The organism is Erythrobacter sp. S267, from assembly GCF_057365045.1.
Genome location: NZ_CP200298.1, coordinates 2,040,307 through 2,054,603, shown reverse-complemented (window position 1 = coordinate 2,054,603; position 14,297 = coordinate 2,040,307). Strand labels below are relative to the sequence as shown.

10 protein-coding genes are annotated in these 14,297 nt (G+C 59.9%); 6 read left to right on the top strand and 4 right to left on the bottom strand.

What is annotated here, in order from left to right:
• Window positions 1–173: 173 nt before the first annotated feature.
• On the top strand, window positions 174–3,077 hold the full coding sequence (locus tag AC0V6X_RS09730) for a TonB-dependent receptor domain-containing protein (RefSeq protein ID WP_486184356.1): 2,904 nt from the start codon (window positions 174–176) through the stop codon (window positions 3,075–3,077).
• Between the two features lie 153 nt (window positions 3,078–3,230).
• Here AC0V6X_RS09730 and AC0V6X_RS09725 read toward each other — a convergent pair whose 3' ends face one another.
• Together AC0V6X_RS09725 and AC0V6X_RS09720 are read right to left on the bottom strand one after the other, a co-directional pair.
• The gene (locus AC0V6X_RS09725; RefSeq protein WP_486184355.1) at window positions 3,231–4,145 is read right to left on the bottom strand and encodes a class I SAM-dependent methyltransferase; all 915 of its coding nucleotides are present in this window, start codon (window positions 4,143–4,145) and stop codon (window positions 3,231–3,233) included.
• 11 nt (window positions 4,146–4,156) lie between these two features.
• Window positions 4,157–5,851: a putative 2OG-Fe(II) oxygenase gene (locus AC0V6X_RS09720; protein ID WP_486184354.1), complete on the bottom strand. Its 1,695-nt coding sequence runs from the start codon at window positions 5,849–5,851 to the stop codon at window positions 4,157–4,159.
• 166 nt (window positions 5,852–6,017) lie between these two features.
• On the opposite strand from AC0V6X_RS09720, the gene AC0V6X_RS09715 reads away from it, so the two are divergent.
• The 5 genes from AC0V6X_RS09715 to AC0V6X_RS09695 all read left to right on the top strand — a co-directional run bounded on the left by AC0V6X_RS09715 (window position 6,018) and on the right by AC0V6X_RS09695 (window position 12,152).
• Window positions 6,018–7,187: an acetyl-CoA C-acetyltransferase gene (locus tag AC0V6X_RS09715; protein WP_486184353.1), complete on the top strand. Its 1,170-nt coding sequence runs from the start codon at window positions 6,018–6,020 to the stop codon at window positions 7,185–7,187.
• 68 nt (window positions 7,188–7,255) lie between these two features.
• Window positions 7,256–8,041, top strand: a complete 786-nt coding sequence (locus AC0V6X_RS09710; RefSeq protein WP_486184352.1) for an SDR family NAD(P)-dependent oxidoreductase — start codon at window positions 7,256–7,258, stop codon at window positions 8,039–8,041.
• Window positions 8,042–8,408: 367 nt separating this feature from the next.
• Complete coding sequence (locus AC0V6X_RS09705) at window positions 8,409–10,634, top strand: M3 family metallopeptidase (protein ID WP_486184351.1); 2,226 nt, start codon at window positions 8,409–8,411, stop codon at window positions 10,632–10,634.
• A 97-nt stretch (window positions 10,635–10,731) separates the two neighbouring features.
• Window positions 10,732–11,604, top strand: coding sequence for a crotonase/enoyl-CoA hydratase family protein (locus AC0V6X_RS09700; protein WP_486184350.1), 873 nt, complete (start codon window positions 10,732–10,734; stop codon window positions 11,602–11,604).
• Window positions 11,605–11,642: 38 nt separating this feature from the next.
• Window positions 11,643–12,152 carry a MarR family winged helix-turn-helix transcriptional regulator gene (locus tag AC0V6X_RS09695; RefSeq protein WP_486184349.1) on the top strand — a complete coding sequence of 170 codons (510 nt, stop codon included), beginning with the start codon at window positions 11,643–11,645 and terminating at the stop codon, window positions 12,150–12,152.
• Window positions 12,153–12,260: 108 nt separating this feature from the next.
• Here AC0V6X_RS09695 and AC0V6X_RS09690 read toward each other — a convergent pair whose 3' ends face one another.
• The gene (locus AC0V6X_RS09690; RefSeq protein ID WP_486184348.1) at window positions 12,261–13,256 is read right to left on the bottom strand and encodes a type II secretion system F family protein; all 996 of its coding nucleotides are present in this window, start codon (window positions 13,254–13,256) and stop codon (window positions 12,261–12,263) included.
• Between the two features lie 15 nt (window positions 13,257–13,271).
• Window positions 13,272–14,243 carry a type II secretion system F family protein gene (locus tag AC0V6X_RS09685; protein WP_486184347.1) on the bottom strand — a complete coding sequence of 324 codons (972 nt, stop codon included), beginning with the start codon at window positions 14,241–14,243 and terminating at the stop codon, window positions 13,272–13,274.
• Window positions 14,244–14,297: the final 54 nt, after the last annotated feature.

The window sequence follows — 14,297 nt, the reverse complement described above, 5'->3', positions numbered from 1 at the left end:
CTTGCGACACACGTAACTGTAGCGTGAATGCCACACTTGCGATTCAACCTTCGGAATTAGGGCGATGGCTGATTGCGGAGCGAGTCCGGGATGTCATATGCGCGACATATACGAGAATGCGCTCGTAGTGTGAATTGTCTGTCATTTTGGCAGATACATCCAAGGGGAATACAATGAACCGCTTTAGCAAGGGCTCCCTGCTTGCAGGCACGATTATCGCAGGTGCGATGGTCGCGACTCCAGCTTACGCCCAAGACACTGACACCGCTGAAGGCGCCGAAGAAGGTAACCTGATTACCGTCACCGGCTCGCGTATTCAGCGTCGCAACGTCGAAACCGCTGCCCCCGTCGCAGTTGTCGACTCTGCAGAATTCGAACTGACCGGTACGGTCAACGTCGAAAACGTTATCAACGCGCTCCCGCAGGTTGTGCCAGGAACGACCTCGTTCTCGAACAACCCGGGTAACGGTGCTGCCACTCTGAACCTTCGTGGTCTGGGTTCAGCCCGTACGCTCGTTCTTGTTAACGGCCGTCGCTGGACGTTCTTTGACGTCAACCAGCTGACCGACCTTAACACGATCCCGCAGTTCCTCCTCGAGAACGTTGAAGTTGTGACCGGCGGTGCTTCCGCTGTTTATGGTTCTGACGCTCTTGCCGGTGTTGTGAACTTCGGTCTTCGCGAAGTTGAAGGCGCGGAAATCGGTGGCCAGTACTCGATCACCGAGCGTGGCGATGCTGACCGCTATCAGGTTTATGGTGCCATCGGTACAGACTTCGCTGACAACCGCGGTAACGTGACTGTCTACGCTGAGTATTTTGACCGTCAGGAACTGTTCCAGGGCGATCGTGGTTTCTCCGAATTCGTTCTGAGTGGCGATCCGTTTGCACCTGGTGGTTCTTCACTGCCGCCTGAAACGCGTCTGCGTTACGACGGTGACGGCGATGTGACCGGTACGTCTTTTGCTGATACTGATAACCTCGCCATCTTTGGTCAGCCAGGCGTTCTGCGTGACTATGTCACGCCGGGCGATCTCTACAACTACGCGCCGATCAACTACCTCCAGCTTCCGCAGGAACGTTACCTGCTTGGTGGTAATGCGCGCTACGAAGTGAACAAGAATCTCGAACTCTACGGTGAAGTTTCTTACGTGAACAACCGTGTTGCTTCTGAGTTGGCACCGACGCCAATCCTCGTGAACACCTTCCTCGACATCGATCAGCTCGAAGCCGACGGCTTTATCAGTGCTGGTTCGGCTGCCGAACTGCGTGCTCTTGACGCTACAGAAACCGGCGCTGACCAGAACAACGGTCTGGTCGACGTTCAGGTTCGCCGTCGTCTGCAAGAAGCTGGTGGTCGTAACAACCTGGATGAGCGGAACGCATTCCGCATCGTCACGGGCGCAACCGGTGAAATCAACGACTATCTGCGTTACGACGCCTACTACTTGTTCGCACGCACTCGCAACGCGAACATCCAGCAGGGTAACGCTTCCGTTTCGCGCTTCACAGAAGCAATTAACGGCACTGGTCCGACCCAGATCAACATCTTCGGTGAGAACACCCTCACACCGGACATGGTTGATGTGTTCCGCATCCAGGCACAAAACGGCGACATTTCGACCCTTCAGGTCATGTCAGGCGTTGTCTCGGGTACGTTCGGCGATTTCGCACTGGGTGAAGCAGAGCCGGTTGGCTTCGCTGCTGGTGTTGAGCGTCGTATCGTGAGCGCTCAGTTCCTTCCGGACGAGTTCCTCGCATCGGGCGATGTTGCTGGCTTTAACGCTGGTCTGCCGACCAATGGCGGCTACAACGTGAATGAGTTCTTCGCTGAGCTCAACATTCCGTTCGAAACCGAAAGCGGCATGCGCTTTGAACTGAACGGCGCTGCTCGTTACTCTGATTACTCGCTTGAAGCGATTGGTGGCGTTTGGACCTATGCTGGCGGTGTCCAGTTCCAACCGGTCCGTGACATCACGCTCCGTGCGCAGTATCAGCGCGCTGTTCGTGCTCCGAACGTGGGTGAGCTGTTTGGCGGTTTTGCCAACAACTTCCCGGCTGCGAACGATCCGTGCGCAGGCATCGGTGCCAACGAGCCGCAGGGCGGTGTTCGTGCCACCTGTATTGCTAACGGTGTTCCGGAAGCCAATATCGGCATTCAGAACGCTGCGACCGATACGCGCAACACAACCATCCAGCCGGACCCGCAGATCGCTACGTCGATCGGTGGTAACCCGAACCTGTTCGAAGAAACTTCGGACAGCTTCACCCTTGGTGTTGTGCTGGAGCCGAGCTTCCTGCCGGGTCTGACGGTGACGGCTGATTACTTCGATATCACTATCGAAGATGCCATCATCACTCTGGCCTTCCAGCAGTCGCTCGATCTGTGCTTCGTCGAAGCCCAAGACCTGAATGATGCGCGTTGCGCACCGTTCATCGGTACGCGCGATTCGCAGGGTGCATTTGGTCGTGACGTTCTGCCGACGCAGGGCGACGCGAACATTGGTGAGCTGAGCACTTCGGGTATCGACCTTGAGGTCAACTACACGACCGATCTCGGCTTCGCGCTGCTTTCGGACGATGTGGCACGTCTTGACCTCAACTTCCTGGGTACCTGGACGGACACCAACGATACACGTCCGGATCCGCTGGACCCGACCGTGGTTGATCGTTGCGCTGGTCGCTTTGGTCTGGTCTGTGACGAACCGCAGGCGACCTTCAAGTGGAACGCACGTGCGAGCTACATCGATGGTCCGTTCACCTTCTCGACTCGCTGGCGTCACCTGTCGGCGACCGACGATGACACGATCGACGGTGACCGCGTTGAGCGCATCAACGCCTACGACCTGATCGATCTGACGGTGTCGGCTGACGTCACTGAAATGCTGACGATTACGGCTGGTGTGAACAACCTGTTCGACACTCTGCCGGATACGCCAGTGTTCGAAAACGGCGTTGTCGTGAACGACACCAACTCGATCCTCGTGGGCGACGATAACTCGGAGCAGGCCAACACCTTCCCGAGCACCTTCGACGTTCTGGGCCGTGACTTCTTCATCTCGGCACGGTTCCGCTTCTAATTGGACACGTGATCCGGTCTCCGGTTCCTGGCTTTGGCTGGGGCCGGGACCGGGCTCACAGCCTAACAAAAAGGGCGCCAAGTTTTCGGACTTGGCGCCCATTTTGCGTTTGGATTGTGGGGAGAGGGCGGAGCCGCGCTACCGCGGGATGGCTCAGCCGAAGCTGATAAAATCAGCCAGCTCCCGCCCGCTCGGCTCGCGCAAAGGATGCGTGTCGCGGTGTGCAAGGCCGAGCGAGGCAAAGGTCTTCTCGATCCGCTTGCGGTCATCGGCGGTGGCGCAGGCGGAGTTCAATGACTGAATCCGGCCCAGCTCGTTCTTGGCATGGCCTTCGATGGTGCCGACAGTTTCGATAATTGAACCAACACCTGCGCGCCTGCCCATGGTGCAAGACCGACGGATGGCTTCGGGGATTTCCCAAGCGGGCGATTGTTGTCCAAACTTCTTGGCGCCTTGTTCCGCGATCTTGCCAGCGAAGCTTGCGGCCTTGTCGATCGAAGCGGGACCGCCTTGAAGGATCGACTTGACCTTCTTGGCAATGCTCTTCTCCTTGAGCGGCCAAAGCAATTCGCGCCGCCGCTGGAGATTGTGTTCCAAGATCGGGCCGTCCCCACGGTGGACCATCAAACCCACTTTACCGCCGGGTGCGAGGACGCGGGCAACCTCTTTCGACACCTTGGCCACATTGCCATATTCAAAGCCGAATTGGCTCACGACGGCGTGGAAGTGATCGTCTGCAAAGGGCAGTGTCTCCATCGGAGTGCCGGGAATTGTCGTTGTGCCCGCAGGCGGCGGGGGCAGGGTGGGCGACAGATCAATGCCGACCAGTTCCAGATCGCTCCGTTTGGACTTCATCCAGCCGAGTACGCGCCCATCGCCAGTGGCAAGGTCCAGCACGCGCGCGCCTTCCGGCAGATCAGCAACAAATGCGCCCCATGCGGCTTGCTGAGCTTCCTCAATCGCGGCCCAGCGTTGCGGCAAGCAGCCACCCGTCTTGCCGCGCCTATTGCCGCGCGCATTGAGAGCCCAGAAGTCGCCCCAAGCATCATCTTTCGACTGCTGCGTCATCGGTGTCCCGACTACTCCCTGTTCACCACATCAAACGCGACAGTCATCCGCTCTGCCGACGTGAAGGGGGCTGTGCCATGATAGGCGGTGCTTGGGAACAGGGCGAGATGGCCGACCTGTGGCTTGATGCTTTGAATAGGTCCAAGATCAAGCCCAAGGTCCGGCTTTGGCCGTCCGATCTCAAGCCAACCCTGCTGGTCTGGCCCTTCCACATCGTCGGGCACGACCAGATACAGCGCAGACGAGATTAGGCCCAAGTGATGGATATGGGAGGCATGATAATCTCCTCCACCCGTTAGCCTGACTGACCATGATCCTGCCAGTTTCCAAGGCGCATCTTTGTGACGCAGCAAGGGGTGAGTGGGGTCGGCGGCAGGCAGTCCTGCTCGATATTCGCCAAGCGTTGCGACAATCGCGTCATGCAGCTCCTTCAGCAGCGGCTCGCAGCGATGAAACAGGATGCCACGTGTCTGGGTTCCTCCGCGCAATGATTGTCCGAGCGGCATGGCGGACCGCGCATGCAGTGTTCGCAGTTCTGACACCACGTCGTCAATCAGGCCATCGCGCGCGATCAGCGGGCGGAATTGAACCAGACCTTCCTGTTCGTGCAGCCATTGCGCGCGTGGGTCATCCTGCAACCGCCAAACGATCCCACGCTGAGCCCAGGTGGCGATGTCCCATGGCGTTTCGTTTAGGGCCCGATCCAGCAAAGTGTCAGCCCGCTCTACCTGACCGGCGCGGATCGCGTGGCGCGCTTCGAGCATGGCGCGATTGGCTGTGTCTGTCTCCAGCGACGCGAAAATTGCCTCGGCGCGATCCCATTCACCGGCGGTGCCTGCGTGAACCGCCTCCAGCAACGCGAAATGTGGCTCATTCGGAAAGCGGAGCCGGGCGTCCGCTGCGATCTCTGCCGCCTGCTTTGCGTGCTCGATACCGGCTAGAGCTTCTATGTGTCCCACGAGTATGTTGGGATCCTGCGGGGCCTTGGCCGCTGCTGCGCTGAATGGCGCGGTAAAGTCGCTCTCGCCCGCCGCCAGACGAAGCTCCGAGAGGAATGCCAGTGCCGCGACGAAACCAGGGGCTTGCGCGCAGATTTGCTCAGCCACAACGCGCGCGCCTGCACTGTCGCCCTCGATATCCAAGGCATGCGCCTTTCCCAGCCACAAATCGGCATCGCCCGGATTGATCGCCAAAGCGGTGTCGAAGCGAGCCAAAGCGCCGTCCTCGCCGCGTTCCAGCGCAACACGGGCACGCCCATGCAAGGCGCGCGGATGGCGTGGCTCTATGGCCAGGACAGCGTCATACCACTTTGCTGCCTTGTCTGGCTCACCCAGAGAACGATGGGAAAGCGCGCGGATGCTGCCATATTTGGCGATGCTGCGCCCGCTTTTCTCCTTTGTCTCCAGAAGGCCAAGTGCCTCACGATGTCGCCCCGCCCGCTGCAATGCGATGGCCCAGTTGAGGCTGTAATCCAGCAATTGAGGTGCAAGCGCAGCAGCGGCCCCGAAATGGTTGATCGCTGCATCCAGATCGTTCGACCTCAACGCCAGATCACCCGCTGCATCCGCAATCGCGGCATCATTGGGATGATCGGCTCTTGCTCCTTCCGCAATTCCGCGCGCACCCGCCAGATCGCCCTGCTGCATGGCCATGCGGATGCGGACCATCGCTTCGGGAGCCGATAGACGGGGGGGTGCGCTGCTCATAGTGGCTGAAGCTCCACAACTACGCGGCTGAATTGGAGAATGCTCGTCATGATCCCAGAACCGATAGCGTTCCCAACCTGCATTTGGCCAGTTGATTTGACCGCCTACCTCCCATAGGTAAGTGGCAAATAACAACGTTTACGTAAACGGAAGGGATGCCTCTATCATGGCCACAGCCTATATTGTCGATGCCGTTCGCACCGCAGGAGGCCGCCGGGGTGGCCGTCTCGCCGGTGTTCACCCAGTTGATCTGCTTGCCAAGAGCCTGGATGCGGTGGTGGATCGCAGCGGGATTGATCCCAACGCGGTCGATGATGTGGTCACGGGTTGCGTCAGTCAGGGCGGTGAGCAGGCGATGCAGGTCGGTCGGATGGGCGTTCTCGCCTCCAAGCTGCCGCAGAGCACGCCGGCGGTGACGATTGACCGCCAATGCGGTTCCTCCCAACAGGCGATCCAGTTTGCAGCCCAAGCCGTGATGAGCGGGACGCAGGACGTTGTCATCGCCAGCGGTGTCGAGAGCATGACGCGCGTGCCCATGGGCTCCACCGCGACGCTCCACATGAAAGAGGGGCTGGGCCACTACAAATCGCCGGGTCTGGAAGAGAAATACCCCAATATCCAGTTCAGCCAGTTCATGGGCGCGGAGATGATCGCCAAGAAACACGGCATGAGCAAGGATGAGCTCGACCAGTTTTCCCTGAACAGCCATCTGAAGGCGAAGGCGGCGACTGAAGCGGGCGCGTTCAACGAGGAAATCGTGCCGGTCTCCATCGAAACGCCAGAGGGCGACGACACCCACACGGTCGATGAAGGCATCCGCTTTGACGCGACGCTCGAAGGCATTGCCGGGGTCAAGCTGATCGACCCCAACGGCATGGTGACAGCGGCCAGCGCGAGCCAGATTTGCGACGGTTCCTCCGCCGTGCTGGTGGTGAGCGAGGAGGCGCTGAAGCGCCACAACCTCGCCCCGATGGCGCGCATCCACAACCTGACTGTGACCGCTGGCGATCCGGTAATCATGCTGGAAGAGCCGCTCTTCGCGACCGACAAGGCGCTGGAGCGTGCGGGTCTGAAGATCGAGGACATCGACCTGTACGAAGTGAACGAGGCGTTTGCGCCTGTTCCGCTCGCATGGCTCAAGCATACGGGCGCTGATCCGGAGAAGTTGAACGTCCATGGCGGCGCGATTGCTCTGGGTCACCCGCTCGGCGCATCGGGCACGAAGCTGATGGCGACGCTGGTCCACGGACTCAAGCGTCACGGCAAGAAATACGGTCTGCAAACGATGTGCGAAGGCGGCGGTGTCGCCAACGTTACGATTGTTGAATCGCTGTAAGCGTATTCAAACGCAAAGGCGTTGAATCTGTTTAAATACAAACCCCTACCTGAGAGGAAGAGAGCATAATGGAAGTTTCAGCCAACACACCCGCCGTCGTCACGGGCGGCGCATCGGGCCTCGGCGCGGCAACGGCTCGCGCGCTGGCCGCCAAGGGCGCAAAAGTCGCGATCTTCGACATGAACGAAGAGAAGGGCGAGGCGATGGCCGCTGAGATCGGCGGCATCTTCTGCAAGGTCAATGTGACCAGCGACGAAGACGTCGACGCCGGTTTTGCCAAGGCTCGCGAAGCCCACGGTCAAGAGCGTATTCTGGTGAACTGCGCTGGTATCGGCAACGCGATCAAGACGGCGAGCCGTGACAAGCAGACGGGTGAAATCAAGCACTTCCCGATCAGCGCCTTTGACTTTGTGATTCAGGTCAACCTGATCGGCACCTTCCGCTGCATCGCCAAATCGGCTGCTGGCATGATGACGCTCAATCCGCTGTCGGACGAGGGCAATCGCGGCGCAATCGTCAACACCGCCAGTGTCGCAGCCGAAGACGGCCAGATCGGCCAAGCGGCTTACTCGGCATCAAAAGGCGGCGTGGTCGGCATGACGCTCCCCATCGCCCGCGATCTGATGCGCGAAGGTATCCGTGTGAACACCATTCTGCCCGGCATCTTTGAGACCCCGCTGATGAACGCCGCTCCGCCGCAGGTGAAGGAAGCGCTGGCCGCGTCCGTGCCTTTCCCCAAGCGTCTGGGCAATCCAGAGGAATATGCCAAGCTTGCTTTGTGCATGATCGAAACCGGCTATTTCAACGGCGAGGACGTGCGTCTCGACGGCGGTATCCGTATGGCGCCGCGTTGAGTTTTGTGTGCCCCCATCCGGGGGCACATCCTCGCTAGACGCGCAGCAAAGCTGCGCCCGCGTAGTTTATCCTGAGCGGCTGGCTTGCCAGCCAGCCGAAGGGGACAGGCAGTCGCCCTTGCGGCCTTTCAGGCCGACTTAACTCGGACCGGCACGCTTGAAACAAAAGAAGGGCTCTCGCGCAGGCGGGGGCCCTTTTGTTTCGCGCGCGATACAGCTTGCTTGTCATGCGAATGCTGTTGCACGGTTTACCCTTGCAAGACCGGTGTCGCTCCGCAAAAAACGTGCCTAGGAACAACCCTTAGAAGACCCCCCGTCTGAGCGCTCCAACTGCGCCGACGCAAAACCAACTGGAAACAGGACCACCATGACCTTCAAACCCGTTCCCTTCATCGCCTCCGTCTCCGCATTGGCACTGCTCGCCGGTTGCTCGACCTATGCGAGCGAGACCAGCGTTGCTTCCGCCTCCGAGCCTGCTGTTACCGAATACAACCCGGTGATCCCGGAAGGCACGGGATACTTCGCGCAGCCCTCGACGCTGCCATTCCAGGCACCCGACTTCACCAAAATCACCGAGGATGACTACATTCCGGCCTTCGAGCAGGGCATGGAAATCCAGCTCGCCGAAGTCGACGCGATCACGGGCAACCCGGCCGAGCCGACTTTCGAGAACACGATTGTTGAGCTTGAGAAATCAGGCCGCATGCTGAGCCGCGTTAGCCGCGTTTTCTACCAGTTGACCGGCACCAACACGAACGACCGGCTCGACGCGATCAGCACTGAGATGGGCCCGAAACTCTCGCTCCACTCGACCAGCATCAGCCTGAACCCGGCGCTGTTTGCCCGCGTGAAGGCGGTCTATGACAAGCGCGACACGCTCGACCTGACCCCCGAAGAAGCCAAGCTGCTGTCGAACACTTATGAAGGCATGGTCCATGCCGGCGCTCTGCTCACTGAAGAGCAGCAGGAGCGAGTCAAAGTCATCAACGCAGAGATGTCTGCGGTTACGACTGAGTTCGCGCAGACCGTGCGCAACGCGACCAACCAGCAGCCGCTGATCGTTGACACGGCAGAGGAGCTGGCGGGCCTGTCCGACAGCGCCATCGCCGCAGCCGCCGCGCGCGCAACAGAGATGGGCATGGAAGGCAAATATGCGCTCGTCATGCAGAACACGACGCAGCAGCCGCTGATCCCTAACCTCGAAAACCGCGCGACGCGGGAGGCTTTCCTGAAGCTCAGCCTCCACCGCGCTGATGGCACCAATCCGGAATACGACACGCGCATGCTGGTCGCCAAGATCGCGGCTCTGCGCGCGGAGAAAGCCGCCCTGTTTGGTGAGCCGAACTGGGCGAGCTATTCCATGTATCGCAACATGGCCGACACGCCGGACAAGGCGCTCGAATTCATGGCGCAGATGGTGCCCGCTCTCGCGGCAACGCAGCGCCGTGAAGCGGAAATCCTCAACGCCCGTATCGCCGAAGATGGCAAGGATTTCGAAGTCCAGCCGTGGGACTGGTATCGCTATGCCAACTTGGTCCGTCAGGAGCGCTTCAACTATTCCGAGTCCGAGGTCGAGCAGTACCTGCCGCTCGAAAAAGTGCTCGAAGACGGCGTCTTCTACATGGCGACCGAACTGTACGGCCTGACCTTTGAGAAGCGCGATGACATTCCGGTCTATCACCCGGATGTGACCGTCTACACGATCTTCGACGCGGATGGATCGGAGCTGGCGCTGTTCTATTTCGACCCGTTCCAACGCCCGTCAAAGCGCGGCGGGGCGTGGATGGGCAGCTTTGTCTCGCAGAACTATCTGTTTGACGAAAAGCCTGTGATTTACAACGTGCTCAACGTGCCCAAAGCGCCAGAGGGCGAGGTCCAGACGATCAGCTTCGACTGGGTCAACACCACCTTCCACGAATTCGGCCACGCGCTGCACGGTCTGTTCGCTGAGCAGCAATTCCCGAGCCTTTCGGGCACCGCGACCCCGCGTGACTTCGTTGAGTATCCCGCGCAGGTCCACGAAATGTGGCGCGATGATCCACAGATGATCGCGAACTACACCGCCCATATCGAAACCGGCGAACCGATGCCGCCTGCACTGCTTGCGCGCATTGATGCAGCGTCCAAGTGGAACCAGGGCTATGACTTTGGTGAGGTGATGGAAGCCGCGCTGCTCGACATGAAGTGGCATTCGCTTTCCGCTGAAGAAGCCGCCGCGATCGATACGCCGGAGAAGGTTACGGCCTTCGAGAGCCAAGCGCTGTCAGAGCTGGGCCTTGAAGTGGAGCTGGTGCCGCCGCGTTACCGCTCCAGCTACTTCAACCACATCTTCTCCAGCCCGAATGGCTATTCGGCGGGCTATTACAGCTATCTGTGGACGCAGATGCTCGACCATGACAGCCGCGACTGGATCCGCAACAATGGTGGGCTGACGCGCGCCAATGGCGACCGCCTGCGCCGCGAAGTGCTGAGCCGGGGCGGAACGATGGATTACGACGTGGTCTATCGCAACTTCGCGGGCCGCGATCCGGATGTGCGATACATGCTGGAATCGCTCGGCCTGACGGCAGAGGCTTCAGAGGACAGCGAGTGATCGCTACCATCTAAATCGTGAGAATCGAAGGGCGGGGGCGTGCAAACACTCCCGCCTTTTGCTTATGTGCGGCGAGCAGCGCGCAGGGAGAGAAAACATGACCGATTACACGCAGATCCTCGTCGAAAAAGCTGATGGGATCGCCACAATCACGCTCAACCGGCCTGAGAAGATGAACGCCTATACCCGCACGATGGGAGCGGAGATTATCGCGGCGATGGACGATATCGACGCCGATGACGCGGTGCGTGCGGTGATCTTTACCGGCAGCGGTGAGAGGGCTTTCTGCGCCGGTGCGGACCTAACGCCAGAGGGTGGGGGACAGGTCTTCGCGGACGCTGCACAGGTGGACGACCTCTCCGATGAACGCGTGCGCGATGGGGGAGGGCGGCTGACGCTGCGTCTGTTTGAATCGAAAAAGCCGCTGATCAGCGCCTGCAACGGTGTCGCGGTCGGCGTGGGCGCGACGATGCAGCTGGCGATGGATATTCGCCTTGCGAGCTCCACCGCGCGCTATGGTTTTGTCTTTGCCCGGCGCGGGATCGTGCCAGAGGCGGCGTCGAGCTGGTTCCTGCCGCGCATTGTCGGGATCAGCCAAGCGCTCGAATGGTGTTATTCGGGCCGTGTATTTGAGGCGCAGGAGGCCAAGGATGGCGGCCTGATCCGGTCGATCCATGGGCCTGAGAATCTGCTCCATGACGCGCAGGACCTGGCGCGGGAGATTGCCGACAACACTTCGGCTGTTTCGGTCGCAATGACGCGGGCGCTGATGTGGCGGATGATGAACGCGGACCACCCGATGGAGGCGCACAAGGTCGACAGCCGCGCAATCTATCGCCTCAGCCGCGGCAAGGATGCGCAGGAAGGGATCGCCAGCTTCCTTGAGAAGCGTAAGCCGATGTATCCGGGCAAGGTCAGCGAAGACATGCCCGACTTTTATCCGTGGTGGGAAGAGCGCACCTACGAGTGACTTGCAAGCAGGATGGTTTCATGGGAAACCACTTTCCCATGGCAACGACACTTCACGCAAAACCTCAAGAAGCCGCCGGCGATTATGAGCTGTCCGGCTTTCTGCCGTACCAGCTCTCCATCGCCTCCAACGCGGTGAGCGACCTGATCGCGGAACGCTATCGCAAGCGCTTTGGCCTGAAAGTGACCGAGTGGCGCGTGATGGCGGTGCTGGGGGATGCGGCTGCCAAACAGGATTCTAGAGGGCAGGGCGGCCTGACCCAGCGCGACCTCACTGAGGTGACGCTGATGGACAAGGTGGCCGTGAACCGCGCGTGCAAAGTGCTAGAGGAGCGCGGGCTTATCGAACGCGCTGAGAATGAGGCCGATGGCCGCTCTCACCTGCTGGCGCTGACGGCAGAGGGTCAGTCGATCCACCGCGAAGTCATGCCGCTTGCCAAAGCGACCGAGCGCGAACTGTTTGACGGATTTGACCCCGCCGAAGAGAGCGCCCTTCGCGCCATGCTGGAACGGATGCGAGCCCGCGCGGCGGCGCTTTCACGCCAGTAAGGCCTGCTTAATCCGCAAACAAAAACGGGGCCGATCCGCGCCTGATGGATCGACCCCGTTTCTGTTTCGGATTGCCCGATAAAGGCGTTCCTGTCGCGGATAGCGCAGCTACATTAGCGCGTCCGAGATATCGCAGGCCGCCGGGCCGAGAATAACGATAAACAGCGACGGCAGAATGAAGATGATCAGCGGCACGGTCATGATCGCTGGCAGACGCGCAGCTTTCTCTTCAGCGCGCATCATCCGCTCGTTCCGGAATTCAGCCGAGAGAACGCGCAAGGACGAAGCGAGCGGCGTACCGTAACGCTCTGTCTGGATCATCGTCGTCACCACGCCCTTCACCGATTCCAGATTGACCCGGTAGGCAAGGTTATCGAAGGCGTGCTTACGCTCGTTCAGGAAGGACAGCTCAATCGCGGTGAGAGCGAATTCATCGCCCAGTTCCGGATAGGCGCGGCCCAGTTCCTTGGCGACGCGGTTGAAGGCTGCGTCAACGGTGAGACCGGCTTCGGCGCAGATGACCAGCAGGTCGAGCGCGTCTGGCAAACCCTTTTGGATCTCGGCCGTGCGTTTGGCCGCCTGGTTCGAGAGGTAGATCTCCGGGCCTTTATAGCCGAGGAAAACCAGCGCTGCGAAACCGCCCAGCTTCTTCAGCGAGCCGTCGCCGAACTCGAAATAATCGAGCCAATAGAAGACCACGAAGCCGATCAGGCCGAACACGATCGGCAGCACAGCGCGCAGACCGATGATGATGACGGCGAGTTCTTTGTTGCGGTAGCCTGCCCAAGCGAGCTTTTGCTGAACGATCGCGAGCTGGTTCTGCTCCAGGACGTTCATCTTGCCCAGGCTGTCCTTTACCTTGTCGGTGGTTTCGGACTTGCGCACCAGGCTGGCGCGCTTCTTCGTGCCGCCGGTGATGATCCCGGCTTTCAGCTCGTCGCGGCGCTCATTGAGCGATTTGACGCGCTTGGCCATGGGGTCCTTGATCGTGATCGCGGCATAGATCGCCATCAGGATGGCGAATGCGGCAAGCCCTGCCAGGATCGACCCGACGAGCATAACGTCAAAGCCGAGCAGAGTGGGGCCAGATGGTTGGTTGAACATCGTTTCGTCCCCGGATCAGATTTCGAAGTTGACCATTTTGGCCATGATGAAGGCGCCCGTGCTGATCATGGCCAGGCCAACGAGCCCAGCGACCATCAGCCGCTCTTCATAGAAGAAGCCAGCGGTGTATTCGGGGTCGATCCAAGTGATCAGACCGAACACGATGAAGGGCAGCGAGCCAACGATATAGGCCGAAGCTTTCGCTTCCGAGCTCATCGCTTTGATCTTCAGCTTCATCTGCGCACGCTTGCGCAGCACGTCGGCGAGGTTCGACAACGTCTCTGCCAGGTTACCACCGGTTTCGCGCTGAATGGCGAGAGTGATGCAGAAGAAGTTGAACTCGGCAATGCCCAGACGATCAGCGGTTTCCTGAAGCGAATCTTCCATCGTCTTACCGATCTTGATCCGTTCCACGATGCCTTTGAACTCAAGGCCCACAGGACCCGGCACTTCCTCTGCCACCACGCCGAGCGTTTCGGTGACTGGGAGACCGGAGCGCAGACCGCGCACCAGCAGCTCGATCCCGTCCGGGAACTTTGCGTTGAATTCCGCGGTCCGCTTGTTGATGAAGAAGCCGACAACCAGGTGCGGAATGCCAAGGCCCACAGCCGCGCCGATGCCCAGCGACAGCAGAGCGTGGCCGGACTGGATGTACACCAGCACGCCAGCGACGATCAGCAGGCCAAGCGAGGAATAGATATAGTTGGCAAGCGTCCAGCCCTTGCCCGTTCGGTCGAGCCGCATTTCAAGCGCTTCGGTCCGCGAGCCGGAGCCTGCGACCTTGTACGCCTTTGGTTTACGCGCGGCGATCGCTTTCTTGAACTGAGATTCAACTTTGGCATCGGTTGAGTCCGAATGGCGAAAGCGCAGCGAATCCAGCCGGCGTTTTTGTGACTTGCCCGCTGCGGTTCCCGCCACCACTAGGTAGCCGGCAACCATTACAGCGAAGATCAACACCGTGATCAGCAGGGTCTGAAAATAGTCCATGGCGCGTGTGTCCTGCTCGTTCCTTGCTCTTCGTCAATTCGCATCAGCATAGCT

Coding starts and splice junctions, on each gene's coding strand:
- AC0V6X_RS09730 (WP_486184356.1), top strand. CDS start 174: ATGAACCGCTTTAGCAAGGGCTCCCTGCTTGCAGGCACGATTATCGCA.
- AC0V6X_RS09695 (WP_486184349.1), top strand. CDS start 11,643: ATGGCAACGACACTTCACGCAAAACCTCAAGAAGCCGCCGGCGATTAT.
- AC0V6X_RS09720 (WP_486184354.1), bottom strand. CDS start 5,851: ATGAGCAGCGCACCCCCCCGTCTATCGGCTCCCGAAGCGATGGTCCGC.
- AC0V6X_RS09685 (WP_486184347.1), bottom strand. CDS start 14,243: ATGGACTATTTTCAGACCCTGCTGATCACGGTGTTGATCTTCGCTGTA.
- AC0V6X_RS09705 (WP_486184351.1), top strand. CDS start 8,409: ATGACCTTCAAACCCGTTCCCTTCATCGCCTCCGTCTCCGCATTGGCA.
- AC0V6X_RS09690 (WP_486184348.1), bottom strand. CDS start 13,256: ATGTTCAACCAACCATCTGGCCCCACTCTGCTCGGCTTTGACGTTATG.
- AC0V6X_RS09715 (WP_486184353.1), top strand. CDS start 6,018: ATGGCCACAGCCTATATTGTCGATGCCGTTCGCACCGCAGGAGGCCGC.
- AC0V6X_RS09710 (WP_486184352.1), top strand. CDS start 7,256: ATGGAAGTTTCAGCCAACACACCCGCCGTCGTCACGGGCGGCGCATCG.
- AC0V6X_RS09725 (WP_486184355.1), bottom strand. CDS start 4,145: ATGACGCAGCAGTCGAAAGATGATGCTTGGGGCGACTTCTGGGCTCTC.
- AC0V6X_RS09700 (WP_486184350.1), top strand. CDS start 10,732: ATGACCGATTACACGCAGATCCTCGTCGAAAAAGCTGATGGGATCGCC.